Here is a 21,721-nt window from a genome sequence, read left to right on the forward strand (position 1 = left end):
GAAGGCATGAGTGTCACCCCTCCCTCTCCCCAGTTGCCACTGCAGGGTTTTGGCCTGTACAAAGTTCCGCCCCAGGATGCCGAGGAACTGGCGTATCAAGCGATCGTCACGGGATACAGGCTGCTGGACACTGCGGCTATGTACGGCAACGAGGAAGGCGTAGGTGCCGCCGTCCGCCGCGCGGTCACGGACGGCCTGGTGCGCAGAGAGGATCTGTTCATCACCAGCAAGCTGTGGAATGACCGGCAGGGGTATGACTCCGCCCTCCGGGCCTTTCAGGAGAGCCGGGAGAAGCTGGGCCTGGACTACCTGGACCTCTACCTCATCCACTGGCCGTGCCCCGGTCGCGATGAGTACGTACAGACCTGGGAAGCTCTTCTGACACTGCCGGAGACCGGCCAGGTTCGTCAGGTCGGTGTCAGTAACTTTCTGCCTGAGCATCTGGACCGACTTGCCGACGCTACCGGGGTCTTCCCTGCGGTAAACCAGGTGGAGGTCCACCCCTGGCTGCAGCAGCAGGAATTGCGTGCTTACCATCAGGAACACGGCGTGACCAGCCAGGCCTGGAGCCCGCTGGCACGCGGCCAGGTACTCCAGGACCCGGCCGTCATGGCTCTGGCCGAAAGCTGCGCGCTGACCCCGGCGCAACTCGTGCTCTGCTGGCTGCGGGACAGCGGTATATCAGCCGTTCCCAAGGCCTCCAGCACAGCCCGGATGAGAGAAAACTTTGATCTGCCACCGGCATCGCTCAGCGCCGAAATCATGGAGGCGATGGCATCCCTGGACCAAGGCAAGCGCGTCGGCTCCGACCCCCGGAACGTCGCATGAGCACAGCACAGAAAACACCGGGGCCTCACCAGTATCTGCCGCAGTTCGGCACGCGGGAAAGCACCCATGCCCTGGACGTGGACGGAACAACGCTGCACTACTGGGAGTACTCGGCATCCGCCGGAGCCGCTGGGGCCGATCGGGTCGAGCCCACCACCATCGTGCTGGTTCATGGTTTCCGGGGTGAACACCACGGCCTGGCCCGGGTGGTGGAGGCCATGCCACAGTACCGGTTCCTGGCCCCCGATCTTCCCGGGTTTGGGTCGAGCCCCGCCTACCCGGACCGCGAGCACACCGTGGCAGCCTACGCCCAGACCATTGCAGCCTTCTGCGATGCGATGGGCCTGGATCACCACCAGGTGTTGCTGGGCCATTCTTTCGGCTCGATTGTGGCCAGCCACCTGGCAGCCGGGCTGCCGGACCGCTTCGCCGCGCTGATCCTGGTCAACCCGATCGCAGTCCCGGCGCTGGAAGGGCCTAAAGGCGTGCTGACCAAACTGGCCCAGTTCTACTACTGGGCCTGTGCCAGGCTCCCGGAACGAGCGGGTCAGGCTCTGCTGCGCAGTCCCGCCATCGTCCAGATCATGAGTGTCAGCATGGCCAAGACCCGGGACCCTGAACTCCTGCGCTTTATCCACGGCCAGCATCAGGCCTACTTCAGCGATTTCGCCAGCCGGGACATGCTGCTGGAATCCTTCCGAGCCTCCATTGCCGGCACCGTCGCTCAGGTGGCCAGCCAGCTGGAGCTGCCGACGCTCCTGATCGCGGGTTCGCGCGATGAAATCGCTCCGCCCTCCGCACAGCGCAGGATGCTCCCTCAGCTGCCGGACGCCCGGCTGGAGGTCATTGACGGCGTCGGGCATCTGATCCACTACGAGACGCCAGAAGTCGCCGCCGCAGCGATCAGTGGATTCCTGCGCGAGGTGCTGGTTCAGAAAGGGCCTGCCGCATGAAGATCGTGATGGATGCCAGATTCACTCGCACCGACTTCCACGACGGGATCAGTCGCTACGGCTCCAGCCTCATCGAGGCGACCGCCAAGCTCGCCGACGTCACCATGCTGATCAACGATGAGCGGCAACTTGCGCTGTTACCGGACCTCCCCTGGGTCAAGGTCAATTCGCCGCTGTCCCCACTCGAAATCTTTGTGGCTCGCAAAATCAATCCCCTGGCCCCCGATGCCGTCTTCACTCCCCTGCAGACCATGGGGTCCTGGGGTCGGAAGTACGGGCTGATCCTGACCCTGCAGGACCTGATCTACTACCAGCACCCGCAACCGCCGGGATTCCTGCCGCTGCCGGTTCGGATCCTCTGGCGGCTCTACCACCGCGCCTACTGGCCGCAGCGGGTGCTGCTCAACCGCGCGGACATCGTGGCGACGATCTCCCGCACCTCCAAGCGTCTGATCGAAGAATTCCGGCTGACCCGCCGTCCGCTGCGGATAGTGGGAAACGCACCGCAGCCGGGCAAACAGCCGCGGGAACCTGAGCGTGCCCCGGAGCCGATGCTGGTCTACATGGGTTCCTTCATGCCCTACAAAAATGTCGAGACCATGATCCGCGCGATGGCAGAGTTGCCGGGTCTGAGCCTGCATCTGCTCTCCCGCATCACACCGGAGCGCCGCGCAGAACTGGAGCCGCTCATACCTGCCGGGGCCACGGTGGTGTTCCATAACGGCGTCACCGATGACGAATACGACAATCTGGTCCGCCGGGCGACGGCTCTGGTCACGCTGTCCAAGGCCGAAGGGTACGGGCTGCCACTGGTCGAATCGATGACGCTCGGCACCCCGGTCGTGGTGGCGGATACCGAGATCTTCCGGGAAGTGGGCGGCGAGGCCGCGCTCTACGCTGACCCGGACAGTCCACAGGCCTTTGCTGCCGCCGTACGTACGCTCAGCGAGCCGGGTGTCTGGCGTAAACGTTCGGCCGCCTCGTTGGAGCAGGCTGCCACGTACAGCTGGGAGTCCTCAGCGCGGGAGCTGGTGGCCGCTGCGCAGGAGGCCGCTGAGCTGGCTCAGACATCCGGTCGCTGAGCACCTCGACAGATCGACCGGAGCCCTCCTGCTACAGAAGATCCACACCATCGCAGCGCACCTGCACCGGAGCTCCCTGGCCTCCCGCCGAAATTGACGCCTTCAGCGCCCGGATATGCTCCAGAACCTGCTGAGCCTGGGCGTAGGGAACGAAGAGCAAATCACGGTAATGCTCGCCAATAAGGGATTCCGCCGCTTCACTCTCCTGCATCCGGCTGCTGGCTTCCGGCTGGCCACCCTGCTGTTGTTCCGTGCGCCAGGATGATTCGACCGGAACCGGACCGGTCCGCCGGATGCCCGCGGGCAGCTCCAGACGAGTGCTGAACGCCTTCACAGCCTCACGGCTTCCGCTCAGCGCCACCAGACGCACGGCAGGGGGCAATCCCACCTCGGCCCGCTGGGCCAGTTCCCGTTCTGCCCAGGCTTCAGGCTGCCAACCCACCAGTGCTGTTACCGCCGGCGAGGGGCTTGCCGTCAAGACGACCACTCCGCCATCGCGGGCGGGACGCACCAGGGCAGCGGCACCAAACCAGCGGCGCAGTGTCTCCTCGCCAGCACGCAGGTTCTCCCGCCGCAGCAGCGAATCCCCGTCCAGCAGCAGAGCCGCCGCGTAACCGCCCTCGGCCACCGGTTCGGCACCCACTGTCGCCACCACCAGTGCTGGTGAGGCAGGAACAGTCGCTTTCACGTGGTCACCCGCTGAGGAAACCACCGGGACCTGCGGGAAGGCGCGGCCGATCTCCTCGGCTGTGCGTGCGACGCCGGGCACCCCCCGGCGCAATACCGTGCCACCGCAGTGGGGGCAGCAGAACGATGGCTCCACCCGCGCGCACCACCGGCATCGCAGCGCATCATGGCGTCCCGGCTGGTACAGCGGCCCCTGGCAGGCTCTGCACCTGGCCGGTTCTCGACACTGTTGGCAGAGCAAGCTGGCCAGATAGCCGCCCCTAGCCACCTGAACCAGCACCGGCCCTTCACGCAAGCCGTCCTGGGCAGCACGCCAGGCGCGTTCAGGCAGCCGTGCGCTGGCCGCCAGAGGGTCCCTGGAGAGTTCAAAGCTGTCCCGGCTGCTGACCACTCGCGGGGTCACGATCCGCGCGATACTCCGGGCCGGAGTCAACGCCTGCAGCCACCCCGATTCCACCAGCCGCTGAGTCTCCGTGCTGCGGGTGAAGCCAGCCAGTAGTACCGCTGTGCCTTGCAACCTGGCCCGGAGCAGCAGGACCTCCCGGGCATGCTGGTAGGGGGCGCGGCGTTCAATCAGGACGTCGTCGCCATCATCCCAGCAGCAGACCAGTCCCAGATCCCGTACCGGCGCAAACGCTGCTGACCGGGTGCCCAGAGCGATTCTCCGCCGCCCGGACAGCAGGCTCAGAAAGCTCCGGTAGCGGGCGGTGGGTCCGTCATCGGCGCTGAGGACCGCGAAGCTCTCCGGCCCCAACGCCTCCGCCATCACGGTCGAGAGCTGATCGAGGTCGCGCTGGTTCGGCAGGACCACGATGGCGCCCCGCCCACTCAGAGCGGTGGCCGCCACCGCCTGAGTCAGCTGGTGTGCCCAGGAGCGTGCGCCGTATCCCTGCAGGGAGCTCAGCGCCGCACGAGGAGAGCCGCCGCCCGCCAGATGGTCCAGGAAGGCTCCGGCCCGTTCGTATCCTTCAAAAACTGCAGGCTCCAGGGCCACGGGGGTCTCAGCGGCGTCCGGCGCTTCATCCCGGGAGAGAAAATCCTTGTCCAGCTTGGCCACTCTCGGCGGTATGGCACTGCGCAGGATGTCGGCTCGCACACCGGCATAACGTTCCGCCACCGCCTGCACCAAAGCCAGAATCTCCGGCTGAAGCACAGGCACCGCACTGACCACCTTGCGCAACGGACTCAAGGTGCGGCTCGTACTGGACCTCTCCGAACGGGACACCAGAAAACCAGGAAGTTCGCGCCCGGCAAACCACACCTTGACCCGCACACCGGGTTGTGCCTCGGCATCCAGATCAGCGGTGACCCGATAGTCGAACAGTCGGTCAAGATGAGGCAGGGGAGATTCGATCAGCACCTGGGCGACGCTGTTGGCGATCTCAGGCTTCTCAGGCCCGGCAGCCGATGGAGACGGACCGAGGTCAATCAGGGCATCCTGCTCGGCGATCCTGCTCATCATCGCCTCCTTCTGCGCTCATCCTGAGGGCCTCCAGCGTAGATCCGGGCACCGACAGTTTTCCCGGAGCGCCTCACCGGCGCTCGTCCACAGGCGTCAGCAGCTGGGCGCTCAGGCCCCGAAGTAGCTGCGGAGTGCTTCTACCCGGTCCAGACGCTCCCAGGTGAAGTCAGGCTCTTCGCGGCCGAAGTGGCCGTGGGCTGCCGTTTTGGCATAGATCGGCCGTAGCAGATCGAGGTCGCGAATGATCGCCTGGGGACGCAGATCGAAGATCTCGCGGATGGCATTGCTGATCTGTTGTGGATCCACGGTTTCGGTGCCGAAGGTTTCCACGTAGGTCCCCACCGGGCGTGCTTGGCCGATGGCGTAGGCCACCTGGATCTCCGCTCGTTTGGCCAGACCCGCGGCGACCACGTTCTTGGCCACCCAGCGCATCGCGTAGGCTGCCGAGCGGTCAACCTTCGACGGATCCTTGCCGGAGAAGGCTCCGCCACCGTGCCGGGCCATTCCACCATAGGTGTCCACGATGATCTTGCGTCCGGTCAGCCCGGCATCGCCCACCGGTCCGCCCACGACGAACGGGCCGGCCGGGTTGAGGATGTTGCGGGTGCTGGACAGGTCCAGACCGGATTCGGCGAGTACCGGGGCAATCACCACCTCGGCCAGATCGGCTCGCAGCTGATCGAGCGAGGCACCTTCGGCGTGCTGGCTGGAGATGACGACCGTCTCAACGCTGACCGGCCGGTCGCCATCGTAGCCGATGGTGACCTGGGTCTTGCCATCGGGGCGAAGATAGGCCAGTTCGCCGCTCTTGCGCACCTCGGACAGCCGCTCGGAGAGGCGGTGCGCCAGGAAAATAGGCGTCGGCATCAGGGTGGCAGTCTCATCCGAGGCATAGCCGAACATCAGACCCTGGTCTCCGGCGCCCTGTAGATCGTAGAGATCGGTGCTTCCCTCGCGGGCCTCCAGCGAATGGAAGACGCCCTCAAAGATGTCCGGGGACTGCTGCCCGATCGAGACCGATACCCCGCACCGGGCGCCATCGAAGCCATTGGCCGAGGAGTCGTAGCCGATGTTCAGGATGGTGTTGCGGACGATCTGCGGGATCTCCACATAGGCCTCGGTGGTGACCTCGCCCGCCACGTGCACCAGTCCGGTGGTGGCCATCGTCTCCACTGCGACGCGGGAATTGGGGTCCTCAGCGAGCAGGGCATCCAGAATCGCATCACTGATCTGGTCACAAATCTTGTCCGGATGCCCCTCGGTGACCGATTCCGAGGTGAAAAGCCTCAGCGACTGCTGCTCATCCGGTGTTGATTTCACGTGGTTACTCTACTTCCCTCGCTTCCGTGGGCCGGAGCCCCCAGATGCGCACTGTCACAGTTATTCATGGTCATACTCAGTTTGTCCGGCGGGAGACTGATCCGATCGACCCGTCTCTCAGACCGCAGAACGCAAGGTTCATCCAGTAGTCGTCACGGCCAAAAGCCGCGCAATCTCCGCCGTGAGTGCCTTGGCAACCTCGGTCTTCGTACCCAGCAGTGCCTGTGGTGCGCCCTGCTCGCTATGGGCCCCCCGCAGTCCTTCGCGACGCAGGATGGTCACCTCAGTCGTCTCCTGCCCGAAGACCCGACCGTGACCCACCGGGTTGACCACTAGGAGATCGCACCCCTTGCGCTCCAGCTTGGCGCGGGCATAGTCCAGCACACTACCTTGGTCATCGCCCGTCTCTGCGGCAAATCCGATGATCAGCGGACGCTCGGTCCCGCGACGCGCACGGTCCCGGGCCAGTTCCGCCAGGATGTCCGGGTTGCGGACCAGTTCAAGACTGGGCGAACTTCCGTCATCGCGCTTCTTGATCTTGGAACCCGCGATGACGGCAGGTCGAAAATCCGCGACCGCTGCGGCCATCACAATCGCGTCCGCACGGTCAAGGGCCGTGCCGAGGGCCTCCTGAAGCTCCGCCGCAGTTTCGACTCGCCTCAGCGTGGCCCGCGGGTGGCTGGCGAACTCCGCCAGGGAAACCTCTACATGAGCTGCCAGGAGTTCAACCTCTGCGCCAGCGGTCAGGGCTGCTTGCGCCACGGCCAAGCCCTGTTTACCGGATGAACGGTTCCCCAGATAGCGCACCGGGTCCAGTGGTTCCAGGGTGCCTCCGGCCGTCACCACCAGGCGCTTACCGGATAAGGGCCTCTCCGTCGGTGCAGGATCCATCAGGTTCATAGCCGCGGCGTATATATCTTCCGCCTCGGGCAGCCGTCCTGGCCCAGAATCGCTGCCCGTCAGTCGGCCACTCGCCGGATCCAGCACCTGGCTGCCCCGCGACCGCAACAATGCAACATTGCTCACTGTTGCCGGATGCTCCCACATCTGGGTGTGCATCGCCGGGGCAAAGAGCACCGGGCAGGTCGCCGTGAGCAAGGTCGTGGTGAGCAGGTCGTCCGCCAGACCATGGGCGGCCTTCGCAAGCAAATCCGCGGTGGCCGGCGCCACCACGACCAGCTCGGCCTGATGGCCCAGTCGGACGTGATTGACCTGGTCAACCCTCTCGAAGACCGAGGTGTTCACCGGGCGGCCGGACAGGGCCTCCCAAGTGGCAGCGCCCACAAAGTTCAGCGCATTATCGGTGGGAACCACCGTCACCTCATGGCCGTGCTCCGTAAACAGCCGTAGCAGGGTCGCCGCCTTATAGGCAGCGATCCCTCCGGTCACGCCGAGGACGATCCGCATGGCTCAGGAAGCCGCTTCTGCCGCTGGTCAGTCGGCGTCGTCGGCCAGGTCAGCGATATCGCCCAGATCGCTGTCCAGTCCGATCTGCCCGGAGATGGACTCGCTCAGCACCTCAGTCTCGGCGATGGGCTTGGCAACGAGCAGCCCTTCGTTGATCTCGCGCAGAGCGATCGAGAGCGACTTCTCGTTCAGCGTGGTGTCAACCAGCGGCCCGACGTACTCAAAGAGGCCCTCGTGCAGCTGTGCGTAGTACGCGTTGATCTGCCGGGCCCGCTTGGCACCAAAGATGACCAGGCCATACTTCGAGTCCGCTGCCTCCAGCAGGGAATCGATCGGCGGGTTGATGATGCCTTCGGGATGTGACACAAATACTCCAAATTTTCGTCAGGAATCGGCGGTGCACCACCGGCTCCATCAAGGTTCAGGCTTGCGCTGAGACGGTCGTTCCAGCGATTCCCATCAGGGAAACAAGTTCGGCCGCCGCCCGGTCCACACGGTCATTGACGATGGTGTGATCGAACTCAGGCTCGGCAGCAAGTTCTATTTTAGCGGTATCGAGGCGTCTCTGCTGTTCCTGGGCGGATTCGGTGCCGCGTCCGATCAGTCGACGCACCAGCTCCTCCCAGCTCGGCGGGCTCAAAAAGACGAAAGTTGCTTCCGGCATCGCCTCCTTGACCTGGCGTGCCCCCTGAAGATCAATCTCCAACAGCACGGAGCGCCCCTCGGCGACCGCGGTCTCCACGGTGGAACGCAGGGTGCCGTAGCGGTTCTGTCCATGGACCACAGCCCATTCGAGAAATGCCCCGTCCTCGATCAACTGATCGAACTCCTCGGGGGTTTTGAAGAAATAGTGAACACCCTCCCGTTCCCCGGGCCTGGGCACACGGGTCGTGGCGGAGACGGAGAGCCATACCTCGGGATAGTTGTCCCGCACAAAGGTCGACACTGTGCCCTTGCCGACCGCCGTCGGGCCAGCCAAAACGGTCAGCCCGTGTCCTGTTTTCGCAGCTGTCGTCCGTGCCCTGGGCACCGGGAAGGCGGGCACGGAGAGCTGCTCGGCAGCAGAACGCAAACCGCTCAATTGCTCGGAACGTTCTCGAGGAGGTCGATCAGTGCTCGGCGTTGGTGAATGCCGAGTCCGCGTATGCGCCGGGTCGCGGAAATACCGACCCGGGCCATGATGGATTCTGCACGGACCGGTCCGATGCCGGGCAGGGCCTCCAGCAGCTCGGTCACTCGCAGCCGACTCAGGGCTTCCACAGTGTCCGCCTGATCGAAAAGCTCGCTGAGCGTCACCAGACCCGATTTGACCCGGCCCTTTGCTTCGGCTCGTATGGTGCGCGCCTGAGCCGCTTTAGCAAGCGCCGAGGATCTTTCTTCGCTGGTCAGCGGTCGCAAACTCACAGAACCTCACTCGATGATGTCCAAAGGGATGTCCGGGGGCGCGGACATGTAGTCAGAGAATAAGATCGAACTTATCGGTTTACACACGGCAAAATCAATCCTTGGCCGCTCATCAGGGGTATCCGCAGTTCCCGAGCCAGAGGCAGAAGTTCTGCTGCGCCACCCATCGTCCGTTCCGTCCGGCCTTCGCAAAGTGTCGGCGCCCTGGAATAAGCTCCCTCACACTGCACTTATCTTCACCACAACTCTTCATCGCATCATCCGCCGCACCTCGTCCACAGGACTGGAGAATCATGTCCGAGCCCAGCATGGCCTCTGCCGTAGGAGCCCCCGTGCCATCGGTCGCAGAGAACCTCAGGCGACGGAACTTTGTGGTGATCAGCCTGCTGCTTGCGGCCACCTTCGTGGTGTTCCTCAATGAAACCATCATGAGTGTCGCCCTCGTTCCCCTGATGAACGACCTCGGCGTGGATGAACCCACCATCCAGTGGCTCTCTACCGCGTTCATGCTGACCATGGCCGTGGTGATTCCGATGACCGGATTCCTTCTGCAGCGACTGACCACCCGTCAGGTCTTCCTTCTGGCTATGACCCTGTTCTGTCTCGGCACACTGTTGGCGCTTCTGGCGCCGGGATTCCCTGTGCTTCTCCTCGCGCGCGTCATCCAGGCCACCGGAACCGCCATCATGATGCCGCTGCTGATGACCACCATCATGCAGCTGGTTCCGGAGGAATCCCGCGGCACCACCATGGGCAATATCAGCATTGTCATCGCAGTGGCTCCCGCGATCGGCCCGACCGTCGCCGGTCTGCTGCTTTCCCTGGGATCCTGGCGCTGGATGTTTGGGGCGGTGCTGCCGATTGCCCTGCTGATGCTGCTCATCGGAGCCCGCTATGTGCGTAATGTCAATGAGCCCGGCAGGGCCCCGCTGGATCTGGTGTCGGTGATTCTCTCGGCCATCGGATTCAGTTCGCTGGTCTACGGACTCAGTCAGCTGAGCCATCTGGGCGCCGAGACCGGGATCATGATCATTGCTCTTGCGGTAGGTGTCGTGGCGCTGACCGTCTTCGTGGTGCGGCAACGCTTCCTGCAGAAGGTCAATGATGCCCTGCTCGACCTGCGAACCTTCCGTAGCGCAAACTTCACTGCCACCGTGATCATGATGGCGCTGGCCATGATGGCACTGTTCGGCACCGTCATTCTCCTGCCGATCTACCTGCAGAAGGCACTCCACCTCGAGGGCGTGACCATCGGGCTGATGCTTCTGCCGGGCGGGCTCCTCATGGGTCTGAGCGCACCGCTGGTCGGGCGAATCTACGACCGCTACGGGCCCCGCTGGCTGCTCGTTCCCGGAACCACCCTGGTCACCGTGGTGCTCTGGCTGCTGACCCTGGTCTCGGTGGACACCTCACCGTATTTCGTGATGGCCATGCATATCCTGCTGAGCCTGGGTCTCGGCCTGACGTTCACCCCGCTGTTCACGGCCGGTATGGGCTCGGTCAGCCCCCAGCTGTACTCCCACGCCTCGGCTATCGTCGGAACGGTGCAGCAGGTGGCCGGTGCTGCCGGAACGTCCCTCTTCGTGGCCGTCATGAGTGCCCAGGCAGTATCCCAGCGTGATCTGGGTGCCAGCAGCGAAGTAGCCACCGCCAACGGGGTGCACACGGCCTTCCTGCTCGGGGCGATCCTCTTCACCCTGACCATCGGAGTGGCCTTCTTCATTCACAAACCAGCGGCTCCTGAAGGATCCCCCGATGGCGCCCCGGCGGGCGGACACTGACCGCCGAGCACTTGCCGTCAAACAGCAACAGGTGCCCCCTGAGACCAAGCTCGGTGGGCACCTGTCACGGCTGATTCAGCTGGCGCTCAGTCGCTCGTCAAATCAGCCAGGGTTGCCTCGACGGCCCCGGCCAGCGCCTCATGGTCTGGACCGGCATCGGCAATGCCACGGCTGGAGGTGGCCAGAACCTGGGGGTAGGCGGCACCGAAGACGCTCCGCAGATCCGCCCCGCTGGCCCCCTGGGCTCCCAGTCCCGGTGCCAGGATAGGCCCGCCCATGCCGCGCAGATCCAGTCCCAGGCGCTCCACCGCTGCGCCGACCGTGGCGCCGATCACCAGGCCGGTGGACCCCAGCTGCGCCAACGTACGTGCCCTTTCGACAGCATTCTCCGCGGCCGCAGCCTCGGTGATCCTCCGCGCCACCGCGCCCTCATCCTCATCGGCACCCACATGCTGGACGCTGGCCCCTTCCGGGTTGGAGGTCAGGGCCAGCACAAAGACGCCGCGTGCCTGCGCCTGCGCCAGATCGAGGGCCGGCCGGAGCGATTCGAAACCGAGGTAGGGGCTCAGGGTCACGGCATCAGCCGCCAGCGCTGAATCCGGTGAGAGCCAGGCGTCCGCATAGGCCGCCATCGTGGAGCCGATGTCACCGCGCTTGGCGTCGGCAATCGTCAGCACACCTGCCGAGGCGGCATCGGCCAGCAAACCTTCCAGAACGGCGATGCCGGCCGAGCCGTGCCGCTCATACAGGGCCACCTGAGGCTTGATGGCGGCAGCCCGATCGGCGGCAGCCTCCAGCATCCGTAACGAGAACTCCTTCAGCCCGGTGACCGAGTCCTCCAGTCCCCAAATGGCCAACGTGCCCGGATGGGGGTCGATACCCACACACAGCTGGCCACGGGAGGCCATCACGGCCGCCAGGCGCGCCCCGAAACTGAGCTGCTCAGACATTCCGGGCGTCCATGGCAGCACGCAGGGCTGATTCGTGTTCCTGCAGACTGGTCACCGACCAGTCGAAGCTTCGCAGGGCCTCGATGGCGAGCACCGCGACGTTGAATTCGGCCACCGTGGTGATGCACGGAATGCCGATCGAGGTGGCGGCGGCGCGGATCTCGTAGCCGTCGCCGCGCGCCTCACCGCCGGAGGGAGTGTTGAAGACCATGTCGATCTCCCCCGCGACGATCAGGTCGACGATGGTGCCCTCCCCCTCGGCGCTGCTGCCTTGGGCGACCTTCCGCACCGGGGTGGCCGCAATGCCGTTACGGCGCAGCACCTCCGCCGTACCGCCCGTGGAGACGATCTCAAAGCCCAGATCGGAGAGCCGTTTGACCCCCATGATGACGGCGCGCTTGTCCCGATTGGCGACCGAGATGAAGATCTTCCCGCCGGTGGGCAAAGCGTTATTGGCCGCAGCCTGGCTCTTGGCGAAAGCGGTGTCGAAGTGCTTGTCGATGCCCATGACCTCGCCCGTGGAGCGCATTTCCGGGCCCAGAAGCGAGTCCACGACCGCTCCTTCCGGGGTCCGGAACCGGCTGAAGGGCAGCACGGCCTCCTTGACGGCGAACGGTGCCTCGGGAGGCAGGCTGGCGCCATCGCCGGTTTCCGGCAGCATCTTGTAGGCAGTGCGCAGCTGATGGATGGTGACGCCGGTGCCGATCAGCGCCGCGGCCTTGGCCATCTGCACGCCGGTCGCCTTGGAGACGAAGGGCACGGTCCGCGAGGCTCGTGGGTTCGCCTCCAGAACGTACAGCACATCTGAGGCCAGAGCGAACTGGATGTTGATCAGCCCGCGCACCCCCACACCTTCGGCGATGGCCCGGGTTGCGGTCCGGACCCGCTCAATCACGGTGGAGCCCAGGGTCACCGGCGGCAGCACACACGCCGAGTCACCGGAGTGAATGCCGGCCTCCTCGATGTGCTCCATGATTCCACCCAGGTACATGTCGGTGCCGTCGAAGAGCGCATCGACGTCGATCTCCACCGCATCCTCCAGGAAGCGGTCGATCAGCACCGGGTGATCCGGGGTGATTTCGGTCGCATTGGCAATGTAGCGGGACAGATTGGGCTCGTCATAGACGATCTCCATCCCCCGCCCGCCCAGAACGTAGGAGGGCCGCACCAGCACGGGGTAGCCGATCTCGTCGGCGATCTTCTTGGCATCCTCAAAGGAGACGGCGGTGCCATTCTTCGGGGAGATCAGGCCAGCCTGGTCCAGTACCCGGGCAAAAGCACCCCGGTGCTCAGCCAGATCGATCGCTTCAGGTGAGGTGCCGAGGATCGGCACGCCGGCATCGGCCAGCTGCTGCGCCAATTTGAGCGGGGTCTGACCACCAAGCTGGACGAACACGCCCATCACACCACCGGTGCGCTCCTCCGCCGCGATGACTTCCAGCACGTCCTCCAGAGTCAGCGGCTCAAAGTAGAGCCGCGTGGAGACGTCGTAGTCGGTGGAGACGGTTTCGGGGTTGCAGTTGACCATCACGGTCTCGTAGCCGGCCTTGCGGAGCGCCATCGAGGCGTGCACGCAGGAGTAGTCGAACTCAATGCCCTGTCCGATGCGATTCGGTCCCGAGCCGAGGATGATGACAGAGGGCTTGGCGTGCAGGCCGACCTCGTCCTCCAGGTCGTAGCTGGAGTAGTGGTAGGGCGTGTACGCGGCAAACTCAGCAGCGCAGGTGTCCACCGTTTTGTAGACCGGACGGATCCCCAGGGCATGCCGCACCCCGCGCACCACGGCCTCGCTGTGGTGGGTCAGGGCTCCGATCTGCTCATCGGAGAAGCCATGGCGCTTGGCCAGCTGCAGGATCTCCGGAGTCAGATTGGCGCTCGTGCGGATGGCGGCCGAGATCTCGTTCAAGAGCTGCAGCTGGTCCAGGAACCACGGGTCGATCTTCGTGGCCTCGTACAGATCCTCCACGGTCGCCCCACCCAACAGTCCCCGCTGCACCTGGTGGAGTCGTTCCGTCGTCGGGCGCTTGGCCTTCTCCACCAGCTCCGCTACTTCCCATTCCGGGACCGGGCTGAAGTCCAGCTGTGAGCCCTTCTGCTCCAGGGAGCGCAGGGCCTTCTGGAGCGCCTCGGTGAAGTTACGGCCCATTGCCATGGCCTCGCCCACGCTCTTCATGGTGGTGGTCAGCGTCGGGTCCGCAGCCGGGAACTTCTCGAAGGCGAACCGTGGAACCTTGACCACCACATAGTCCAGAGTCGGCTCGAAGGAGGCCGGTGTCTTCTGGGTGATGTCGTTGGGGATCTCATCCAGGGTGTAGCCGAGGGAGAGTTTGGTGGCGATTTTGGCGATGGCGAAGCCGGTGGCCTTGGACGCCAGCGCTGAGGACCGGGAGACCCGGGGGTTCATCTCGATCACCACCACCCGGCCGGTCTTCGGGTCGATGGCGAACTGGATGTTACAGCCACCGGTGTCCACACCGACTTCACGGATCACAGCGATGGCGACGTCGCGCAGCTTCTGGAACTCACGGTCGGTCAGCGTCAGTGCGGGCGCCACCGTGATCGAATCGCCGGTGTGAACGCCGACCGGGTCGAAGTTCTCGATCGAACAGACCACCACGACGTTGTCGTTCTTGTCCCGCATCATTTCGAGTTCGTACTCTTTCCAGCCCAGAATGCTCTCTTCGAGCAGCACCTCGGTGGTGGGGCTGTACTGGAGACCCTGGCCGACGATGCGGCGCAGATCGTCCTCGTTGTAGGCCAGACCAGATCCGAGCCCTCCCATGGTGAAGGAGGGGCGGACGACCATCGGATAGCCAAGATCCTCCGCCGCAACGAAGGCCTCATCCAGGGTGTGGATGATATGCGAGCGGGCGGATTCGGCACCGCAGCGCTCCACCACGCCCTTGAACTTCTCGCGGTCCTCACCGAGCTCGATGGCGGCGATATTCGCTCCGATCAGCTCGACGTCGTACTTCGCCAGCACGCCGTTCTTGTCCAGCGCGATCGCGGTGTTCAGCGCGGTCTGGCCACCCAGTGTCGGCAGAATCGCGTCCGGGCGCTCCTTGGCGATGATTTTCTCGACCACCTCAGGGGTGATCGGCTCCACATAGGTGGCATCGGCGAATTCGGGATCGGTCATGATGGTCGCAGGGTTTGAATTGACCAGGATGACGCGCAGCCCCTCCTCCTTCAGAACGCGCAGGGCCTGGGTGCCGGAGTAGTCGAACTCCGCAGCCTGACCGATGACGATCGGGCCGGAACCGATGACGAGGACACTGGTGAGATCGGTACGTTTGGGCATTACTTGGCGTCCTGATTCTGTGCGGTGTTCTGTTCGATCGAACTCTGCTGATCCATCAGCTCGATGAAGCGGTCAAAGAGGTAGGCTGCATCGTGCGGGCCGGCTGCCGCCTCCGGGTGGTACTGGACGGAGAAGGCCGGAATATCCAGACATGCCAGTCCCTCGACCACCTGGTCGTTGAGGCTCACATGGCTGACCTCCACCCGGCCGAAGCGCTGCTCCGGTGCCTGGCTGGCGCCATCCATGGGGGCATCCACGGCGAACCCGTGGTTCTGCGAGGTGATTTCCACCTTGCCGGTCTTCCGGTCCATCACCGGCTGGTTGATGCCACGATGGCCGTATTTGAGCTTGTAGGTACCAAAACCCAGGGCGCGGCCCAGGATCTGGTTGCCGAAGCAGATGCCGAAGTAGGGCAGCCGCTCATCCAGCACCGACCGCAGCAGGGCGACCTGCGCATCCGCAGTGGCCGGGTCCCCCGGGCCGTTGGACATGAAGAAGCCGTCCGGGCTGACGGCTTTGACGTCCTCCAGGGTGGCGGTGGCCGGCAGTACATGCACCCGGACCCCGCGCTCGGCAAAACGGGTCGGTGTCATGGCTTTGATGCCCAGGTCGATGGCGGCGATGGTGTGCCGGACCGGGCCCGCCCAGCCGTGGTCGGCGGGCTCCACCACATATGCCTGATCCACGCTGACTTCCTCGGCCAGCGCCGATCCTTCCATGGACGCACTCTGGCGCACCACCTCGAGCATCTCGGGGGGGCTGGTGATCGCCTCGCCGGAGAAGATTCCGGCCTTCATCGCGCCTCGCTCGCGCAGGTGACGGGTGATGGCGCGAGTGTCCACGCCCTGGATGCCGACAATGCCCTGGGTTTCCAGCTCCTCGTCCAGGCTCCGCTGGGAGCGCCAGTTAGAGGGGCGTCGGGCGGCATCGCGCACAATGTACCCGGCGACCCAGATCTTCCGGGACTCGGCATCCTCGTCATTGACCCCGGTATTGCCGATATGCGGGGCGGTCTGGACGACCAGCTGCCGGGCGTAGGAAGGGTCGGTGATGGTTTCCTGGTACCCGGTCATGCCGGTGGCGAAGACCGCTTCACCCAGGGTGCTTCCCACAGCGCCGTAGGCGGAGCCATGGAAGACTGTTCCGTCCTCCAGTATCAGGACGGCTGGAGTCAATTCGTGGATCATGGCGTGTCCTCTGCTACTTCTGATCTTTGGTGGAGACAACAAAACGATGGGGGGTCGGAGTTTCCGGAGGTTCCGGGATCGCGGCGGCCAGGGCCTGCAGGAAAGGTTCGCGTTCTGCGGCGTACCTCAGCCTCAGCCCCGTATCCACTGCTCGTTCTCCCCAGAGCCAGCTCACCACCAGAATCCCCTCCTGACCGACGAACTTGCCCGCCATTCCGGGCTCGGAGCGTACCTCGGTGATCGAGGTGGTATTGATGAACAGCGTCGGGGCGGACCCTCGGAGCAGGAGCAGTCCCTCGGGATGGATTTCAGCCTGAACCGGGCCACGGAAGCCCAGCCGGTGCGCGACGATCCGGTCGAGCCAGTCCCCCGCCGTCGTGGTGCAGATGTACTGCCCGGCGGCGCCGAGCTCAGCCTCACCCAGCTCGGGGACGGCCGGCAGTTCCGGCGCGGCACCCTGACGTGATCGCCGATGCCGCCAGCCCAGCGCCATCAGGCCACAGAGGACCACGATGATCGCCACCGCAAGGAGGATGCCTCCCAGCCGATCCATCACACCTGCCCTGAGGATGGGACCCGCGCGGTGGCCAGAGCGCCATCGAGCACCACCGGGTGACCGCCCAGGAAGGTCGCCACGACCGCTCCGGGCAGTTCCAGCCCGGCGAACGGCGAATTGCGTCCCTTGGTGGCCATCGCCTCCGGATTGACCGTGCGGCGGGCCTGCGGGTCGACCAGGATCAGGTTGGCGCTCTCGCCCACCTCGAGGTTGCCCCCTTGCCAAGGCAGCTGGCCGATGCGTGCCGGGGTCTGTGAGGTGACCCGGGCAAAGCCTGCCCAGTCGAGCAGCCCGGTGTCCACCATGGTGTGCTGGACCACGGAGAGCGCCGTTTCCAGGCCCGTCATGCCCATGGCGGCCTGGGCCCACTCACACTCCTTGGCCTCCCGCGGGTGCGGTGCATGGTCGGTGCCGACGACGTCGATGGTCCCGTCGGCCAGAGCCTGGCGCAGGGCATGGACGTCCTCCGCCGTACGCAATGGCGGGTTGACCTTGTAGACCGGATCGTAGCTGCGAACCAGTTCGTCGGTGAGCAGAAGGTGATGCGGGGTCACTTCAGCGGTGACCTGGATGCCCCGGGATTTGGCCCAGCGCAGAATCTCGACGCTGCCAGCGGTGGACAGGTGGCAGATATGCAGCCGGGAGCCCACGTGATCGGCGAGCAGGATGTCGCGGGCAATGATGCTTTCCTCCGCAACAGCCGGCCAGCCGGCCAGCCCCAGCTCGGACGACACCACGCCCTCGTTCATCTGGGCACCAACGGTCAGTCGGGGCTCCTGGGCGTGCTGGGCAATCACCCCGTCGAAGGCCTTGACGTATTCCAGGGCGCGACGCATCAGTTCCGGGTCGCTGACGCACACGCCGTCATCGGAGAAGACGCGCACCCGGGCCCGCGAATCCGCCATCGCGCCCAGCTCGGCCAGCCGCTCGCCCGCCAGCCCCACAGTCACAGCTCCCACCGGACGAACCTCGGTCCAGCCAGCCTCCTGGCCCAGGCTGTACACCTGCTCCACCACACCGGCGGTGTCCGCTACCGGCGAGCTGTTGGCCATCGCGTGTACAGCGGTGAAGCCACCCAGTGCCGCAGCCTGCGAACCGGTCAGCACCGTCTCCGAGTCTTCACGGCCAGGCTCACGCAGATGGGTGTGCAGGTCCACCATGCCTGGCAGGGCCACGAGTCCCTCGGCCTCGATGACCTCGGCGCGGCTCAGAAGGTCTTCGTCGGGAGCCACCAGATACCCATCATGGACCAGCAGGTCCCGTGCCGGGCCGCCCAGAACCCGTGCGCCGCGGATCAGATAGGTCGCCGTCGTGCTCATGATTGGTTCTCCGCTCGGTTGGCCTGCATTGCTGCTGGGATGGATGAGGTTTCTGCGGTTTTCGCCCCGCCGCTGAGCAGCAGATAGAGCACAGCCATGCGCACTGACACCCCGTTGCGCACCTGATCCAGCACTGTGGAGCGGGCCGAATCAGCGGCGGCGGCGGAAATTTCCAGGCCGCGGTTCATCGGGCCGGGGTGCATCACGATGGCACCCGGGCCGCCCAGGGCGTCGAGGGTGGCCAGGCGACGATCATCAAACCCCCAGCGACGTGAATACTCCCGCACCGAGGGGAAGAACGAGGCATGCATCCGCTCGGCCTGAACCCGCAGCATCATGACGGCATCTGGCTCGGTGGCCAGCGCCCGGTCCAGATCGTAGTCAATCTCGCAGGGCCAGTGCTCGACGCCGACGGGCAACAGCGTGGGCGGCGCCACCAGGGTCACCTGGGCACCCAGGGTGCGCAGCAGCCAGACATTGGAGCGGGCAACCCGTGAATGCAGAATGTCCCCGACGATAACGACCCGGAAACCCTCAAGAGAGGTACCGGCGGGTTCGATTCCCAGACTATGCGCCCGATGCCGCCGCATCGTGAAGGCGTCCAGCAGCGCCTGGGTGGGATGCTCGTGGGTGCCGTCCCCCGCATTCACCACACCGGCGTTGATCCAGTCTGAGGAGGCCAGCCGTTTGGGTGCGCCAGAGGCCGGGTGCCGGATGACCACGGCATCGGCGCCCATCGCTTCGAGGGTCTGCGCGGTGTCCTTGAGCGACTCGCCCTTGGACACCGAGGAACCTCTAGCAGCGAAGTTGATCACGTCGGCGCTCAACCGCTTGGCGGCAGCCTCAAAAGAGATCCGGGTGCGGGTGGAGTCCTCGAAGAACAGATTGACCACGGTCCGCCCGCGCAGTGCGGGAAGTTTTTTAACCTCCCGTTGGCCGACGCTGGACATCTCTTCGGTGGTATCCAGGATCTGCAGCGCATCGGCAAGGCTCAGATCCGCGGTAGAGAGAAGGTGTCTCATGCCTGCCCCCGGCCAGTGCCGTCGATGGTGTTGCTGGCGCTGGGCTCACTGTCGATGACGACCTGATCGGCCACCTGATCGGTTTCACTCAGCCGGACGCGAACCCGCTCACTGGAGGAGGTCGGAAGGTTTTTCCCCACGTGGTCTGCGCGAATGGGCAGTTCACGGTGGCCCCGGTCCACCAGTACCGCCAGTCGGACGGCGCGGGGCCTGCCCAGATCCACCAGGGCATCCAGCGCAGCCCGGATGGTGCGACCGGAATACAGCACGTCATCCACCAGCACCACGATTTTTCCGTCGATGCCGGACGTCGGCAGGTACGTGGGTTGTGGCGCCCGGGTGGGTTGTCGGGACAGGTCGTCCCGGAACATCGTGACATCGAGTTGCCCGACCATGCTTGCCGGGTCGAAGGCTGGTTCAGCCTGAGCGAGTTTGCGCGCCAGACGTTGCGCGAGCGGATAACCTCTCCGAGGAATGCCCAGAAGAAGCAGCTCGGTGGAGCCCTTAGCGGACTCAAGAATTTCATGGGCGATGCGAGTGAGCGCACGATCGATATCCGCAGCCGAGAGTACTTCCCGACCCGAACCAACAGGCGTGAGCCCAGCTGTGTTGTCAGTCATCAGCCCTGCCCCCTTCCCCGCCTCACAGGACGGAATTAAAGCGGATCAATGCCGGGTTCAAAACTACCACAGCAGTTTATCCACAGCATGGCTCAACACTCTTCCTTCGGGGCCATTCTCGCGTAAAGTATGGGCCATGAGTACCCCGAACTGGCAGAACCCCTCGGCGGCCCCCGATCAGAATCCCCCTGGGCAGAATCCGCAGCCTTACGGCAGCCACGCGGCCTCCCCGGGGCACTACGCCGGGCAGGCCTACGAGCCGGCTCCTGATCAGCAGGGCCAATGGCAGAACAATCAGGGGCAGAACGGCCAATGGCAGCATGACGGTTACACAACCCAGGGTTATCAGCAGCCAGCTCCAGGAGCACAGTTTGCAACGTCACCCGGTTACGCGCCAGCGGAGACTTATCCAGCACAGAATCCCTACGCTCAGAATCCCTACGCTCAGGATCCCTACGCTCGGGCGTACTCGGAACAGCCGTATCTGGATCCCCACACGCCCTCAATGTTTGGCCGGGTAGACCCCACGAGCTATACGCCAGCCCCGAACTATGGTTACGCCCAGCAGCCGATTCAACCGATCTGGACTCAGCAGCAACAAGCCAAGCGGACCAAGGTCAGCCTCAACATCGTGCTGCTCCTGAGTATCGCCGGAACAGTCGCTGCGCTGCTGGGCGTCTTCTACATCCTTCCGAACCTCTACCGGGCGGGCGGCGTCGGCGGCATTACGGTCGGGTTCATTCTCTCGCTCTTCCCGCTCTGCGCCGTGCTGACCTCGGTCTGGATCATCGATCGATGGGACCCGAAACCCAAGTGGATGCTGGGCTTTGCCCTCTTCTGGGGCATCGCGGGCTCCATTGGCACCACCTTGCTCATCCAGCCGGTGTACATCTTCATCTTTATGCCCAAGACGCTGACCAGCGCCCAGGCCAGTCAGTGGTTGGCCACCTTTGAGGCACCGCCGGTCGAAGAGTTCTCCAAGGGGCTGGGTGTACTCCTGATCGCTCTGTTCGCCAAGAAGTACCTGGACGGGCCGCTGGACGGTGTGGTGTACGCGACGGTGATCGCCGCAGGTTTCGCTTTCACGGAAAACATTCAGTACTTCGGCAAGGCATTTGCCGCATCGCAGGAACAAGGCCAGGGCGCGATGTTGGTGGGCATCCTGTTTCTGATCCGCGGCGTTCTGAGCCCCTTCGGTCACGCACTTTATACCGCCTGTACCGGTTTGATGATCGGCTTCGCTGCCAGACGTGGTCGCAACGGCTACATCATCGGTTCATTCTTCCTGGGCATGATTCCCGCCATGTACCTGCACATGGTCTGGAACAGCGCCAATCTGGACTGGCTGCTCAGCACGACCTCGGACATCACCGCCCAGCTGGGTGTGCTCTTCCTGCAATGCGTGATGTACCAGATGCCGCTGATCATCCTCTGGGTGGTCGGTCTGGTCTTCCTGATCCGTTCCGAGGCCAAGCTGACGCATCGTCGCCTGGCCGAGTATGCGGAACAAGGCTGGTTCACCCCGGAAGAAGTCACCATGCTCGCCACTCCTCAGGGCCGCCGCAGCGCCATGTCCTGGGCTCGCAGTGTAGGGCGCGGCCATAGTATGAAGAACTTCATCCGGTCCTCCACCACCCTCGCCGCTATCCGGCAACGCATTTTGACCGGGAAGAACCTGAGACAGAACCAGAATGACGAGCAGGAGCTGCTGGACCAGATCACGGCGCTCCGCCCCTCAGTCCTCGGGTAGAAGTACTCCCCGACAGAGATTCAACAGTAGAGGGTGGGTCCCGGTATACCGGGACCCACCCTCTACTGTTGAATCTCTGTCGGGGAGTACTT

17 protein-coding genes and 1 pseudogene are annotated in these 21,721 nt (G+C 64.5%); 5 read left to right on the plus strand and 13 right to left on the minus strand.

Annotation, left to right across the window (positions count from 1 at the left end):
- Nucleotides 1–6 precede the first annotated feature (6 nt).
- Genes QQM37_RS02280 through QQM37_RS02290 form a run of 3 tightly spaced genes read left to right on the plus strand, consistent with a single transcriptional unit; the run spans nucleotide 7 to nucleotide 2,863 of the window.
- Nucleotides 7–828, plus strand: a complete 822-nt coding sequence (locus QQM37_RS02280; RefSeq protein WP_285724605.1) for an aldo/keto reductase — start codon at nucleotides 7–9, stop codon at nucleotides 826–828.
- The gene (locus QQM37_RS02285; RefSeq protein WP_285724607.1) at nucleotides 825–1,781 is read left to right on the plus strand and encodes an alpha/beta fold hydrolase; all 957 of its coding nucleotides are present in this window, start codon (nucleotides 825–827) and stop codon (nucleotides 1,779–1,781) included. The genes QQM37_RS02280 and QQM37_RS02285 overlap by 4 nt, the downstream gene beginning before the upstream one ends.
- Nucleotides 1,778–2,863, plus strand: coding sequence for a glycosyltransferase family 4 protein (locus QQM37_RS02290; protein WP_285724609.1), 1,086 nt, complete (start codon nucleotides 1,778–1,780; stop codon nucleotides 2,861–2,863). Before QQM37_RS02285 ends, QQM37_RS02290 begins: the two co-directional genes overlap by 4 nt.
- Before the next feature lie 31 nt (nucleotides 2,864–2,894).
- Here QQM37_RS02290 and QQM37_RS02295 read toward each other — a convergent pair whose 3' ends face one another.
- From QQM37_RS02295 to mihF, 6 genes and pseudogenes are all read right to left on the minus strand, one after another.
- Nucleotides 2,895–5,009, minus strand: coding sequence for a primosomal protein N' (locus QQM37_RS02295; protein ID WP_285724611.1), 2,115 nt, complete (start codon nucleotides 5,007–5,009; stop codon nucleotides 2,895–2,897).
- Between the two features lie 111 nt (nucleotides 5,010–5,120).
- Nucleotides 5,121–6,332, minus strand: coding sequence for a methionine adenosyltransferase (gene metK, locus QQM37_RS02300; protein ID WP_285724613.1), 1,212 nt, complete (start codon nucleotides 6,330–6,332; stop codon nucleotides 5,121–5,123).
- 138 nt (nucleotides 6,333–6,470) lie between these two features.
- The gene (coaBC, locus tag QQM37_RS02305) at nucleotides 6,471–7,739 is read right to left on the minus strand and encodes a bifunctional phosphopantothenoylcysteine decarboxylase/phosphopantothenate--cysteine ligase CoaBC (protein WP_285724615.1); all 1,269 of its coding nucleotides are present in this window, start codon (nucleotides 7,737–7,739) and stop codon (nucleotides 6,471–6,473) included.
- 111 nt (nucleotides 7,740–7,850) lie between these two features.
- Nucleotides 7,851–8,105 (minus strand): annotated as a pseudogene (rpoZ, locus tag QQM37_RS02310) (DNA-directed RNA polymerase subunit omega); the annotation flags it as partial.
- Nucleotides 8,106–8,160: 55 nt separating this feature from the next.
- Nucleotides 8,161–8,769 (minus strand): guanylate kinase, encoded by a 609-nt coding sequence (gene gmk / locus QQM37_RS02315; RefSeq protein ID WP_285724640.1) that lies wholly within the window; start codon nucleotides 8,767–8,769, stop codon nucleotides 8,161–8,163.
- Nucleotides 8,770–8,816: 47 nt separating this feature from the next.
- Nucleotides 8,817–9,143 (minus strand): integration host factor, actinobacterial type, encoded by a 327-nt coding sequence (gene mihF, locus QQM37_RS02320; protein ID WP_285724617.1) that lies wholly within the window; start codon nucleotides 9,141–9,143, stop codon nucleotides 8,817–8,819.
- 293 nt (nucleotides 9,144–9,436) lie between these two features.
- Between mihF and QQM37_RS02325 the strand changes: the two genes are divergently transcribed.
- Nucleotides 9,437–10,924, plus strand: a complete 1,488-nt coding sequence (locus tag QQM37_RS02325; RefSeq protein ID WP_285724619.1) for an MDR family MFS transporter — start codon at nucleotides 9,437–9,439, stop codon at nucleotides 10,922–10,924.
- Between the two features lie 86 nt (nucleotides 10,925–11,010).
- Here the strand turns inward: QQM37_RS02325 and pyrF are convergent, their stop codons facing one another.
- Genes pyrF through pyrR form a run of 7 tightly spaced genes read right to left on the minus strand, consistent with a single transcriptional unit; the run spans nucleotide 11,011 to nucleotide 19,879 of the window.
- Nucleotides 11,011–11,874: an orotidine-5'-phosphate decarboxylase gene (gene pyrF / locus QQM37_RS02330; RefSeq protein WP_285724621.1), complete on the minus strand. Its 864-nt coding sequence runs from the start codon at nucleotides 11,872–11,874 to the stop codon at nucleotides 11,011–11,013.
- On the minus strand, nucleotides 11,867–15,175 hold the full coding sequence (gene carB, locus QQM37_RS02335; RefSeq protein ID WP_285724622.1) for a carbamoyl-phosphate synthase large subunit: 3,309 nt from the start codon (nucleotides 15,173–15,175) through the stop codon (nucleotides 11,867–11,869). The genes pyrF and carB overlap by 8 nt, the downstream gene beginning before the upstream one ends.
- Nucleotides 15,175–16,362, minus strand: coding sequence for a glutamine-hydrolyzing carbamoyl-phosphate synthase small subunit (gene carA / locus QQM37_RS02340; RefSeq protein WP_285724624.1), 1,188 nt, complete (start codon nucleotides 16,360–16,362; stop codon nucleotides 15,175–15,177). Before carA ends, carB begins: the two co-directional genes overlap by 1 nt.
- Before the next feature lie 13 nt (nucleotides 16,363–16,375).
- Nucleotides 16,376–16,915 (minus strand): PH-like domain-containing protein, encoded by a 540-nt coding sequence (locus QQM37_RS02345; protein WP_285724626.1) that lies wholly within the window; start codon nucleotides 16,913–16,915, stop codon nucleotides 16,376–16,378.
- On the minus strand, nucleotides 16,915–18,237 hold the full coding sequence (locus QQM37_RS02350; protein ID WP_285724628.1) for a dihydroorotase: 1,323 nt from the start codon (nucleotides 18,235–18,237) through the stop codon (nucleotides 16,915–16,917). The genes QQM37_RS02345 and QQM37_RS02350 overlap by 1 nt, the downstream gene beginning before the upstream one ends.
- On the minus strand, nucleotides 18,234–19,259 hold the full coding sequence (locus QQM37_RS02355; protein WP_285724630.1) for an aspartate carbamoyltransferase catalytic subunit: 1,026 nt from the start codon (nucleotides 19,257–19,259) through the stop codon (nucleotides 18,234–18,236). Before QQM37_RS02355 ends, QQM37_RS02350 begins: the two co-directional genes overlap by 4 nt.
- On the minus strand, nucleotides 19,256–19,879 hold the full coding sequence (gene pyrR / locus QQM37_RS02360; protein WP_285724632.1) for a bifunctional pyr operon transcriptional regulator/uracil phosphoribosyltransferase PyrR: 624 nt from the start codon (nucleotides 19,877–19,879) through the stop codon (nucleotides 19,256–19,258). Before pyrR ends, QQM37_RS02355 begins: the two co-directional genes overlap by 4 nt.
- A 136-nt stretch (nucleotides 19,880–20,015) precedes the next feature.
- Here pyrR and QQM37_RS02365 point away from each other — a divergent pair, with 136 nt between their 5' ends.
- Complete coding sequence (locus tag QQM37_RS02365; protein WP_285724633.1) at nucleotides 20,016–21,629, plus strand: PrsW family intramembrane metalloprotease; 1,614 nt, start codon at nucleotides 20,016–20,018, stop codon at nucleotides 21,627–21,629.
- Nucleotides 21,630–21,721 lie beyond the last annotated feature (92 nt).

The sequence above is a fragment of the Psychromicrobium xiongbiense genome, assembly GCF_030271165.1.
Lineage (GTDB): Bacteria > Actinomycetota > Actinomycetes > Actinomycetales > Micrococcaceae > Renibacterium > Renibacterium xiongbiense.

Coding starts and splice junctions, on each gene's coding strand:
- pyrF (WP_285724621.1), bottom strand. CDS start 11,874: ATGTCTGAGCAGCTCAGTTTCGGGGCGCGCCTGGCGGCCGTGATGGCC.
- QQM37_RS02295 (WP_285724611.1), bottom strand. CDS start 5,009: ATGAGCAGGATCGCCGAGCAGGATGCCCTGATTGACCTCGGTCCGTCT.
- QQM37_RS02290 (WP_285724609.1), top strand. CDS start 1,778: ATGAAGATCGTGATGGATGCCAGATTCACTCGCACCGACTTCCACGAC.
- pyrR (WP_285724632.1), bottom strand. CDS start 19,879: ATGACTGACAACACAGCTGGGCTCACGCCTGTTGGTTCGGGTCGGGAA.
- QQM37_RS02365 (WP_285724633.1), top strand. CDS start 20,016: ATGAGTACCCCGAACTGGCAGAACCCCTCGGCGGCCCCCGATCAGAAT.
- QQM37_RS02345 (WP_285724626.1), bottom strand. CDS start 16,915: ATGGATCGGCTGGGAGGCATCCTCCTTGCGGTGGCGATCATCGTGGTC.
- QQM37_RS02325 (WP_285724619.1), top strand. CDS start 9,437: ATGTCCGAGCCCAGCATGGCCTCTGCCGTAGGAGCCCCCGTGCCATCG.
- QQM37_RS02350 (WP_285724628.1), bottom strand. CDS start 18,237: ATGAGCACGACGGCGACCTATCTGATCCGCGGCGCACGGGTTCTGGGC.
- coaBC (WP_285724615.1), bottom strand. CDS start 7,739: ATGCGGATCGTCCTCGGCGTGACCGGAGGGATCGCTGCCTATAAGGCG.
- QQM37_RS02355 (WP_285724630.1), bottom strand. CDS start 19,259: ATGAGACACCTTCTCTCTACCGCGGATCTGAGCCTTGCCGATGCGCTG.
- carB (WP_285724622.1), bottom strand. CDS start 15,175: ATGCCCAAACGTACCGATCTCACCAGTGTCCTCGTCATCGGTTCCGGC.
- QQM37_RS02280 (WP_285724605.1), top strand. CDS start 7: ATGAGTGTCACCCCTCCCTCTCCCCAGTTGCCACTGCAGGGTTTTGGC.
- carA (WP_285724624.1), bottom strand. CDS start 16,362: ATGATCCACGAATTGACTCCAGCCGTCCTGATACTGGAGGACGGAACA.
- QQM37_RS02285 (WP_285724607.1), top strand. CDS start 825: ATGAGCACAGCACAGAAAACACCGGGGCCTCACCAGTATCTGCCGCAG.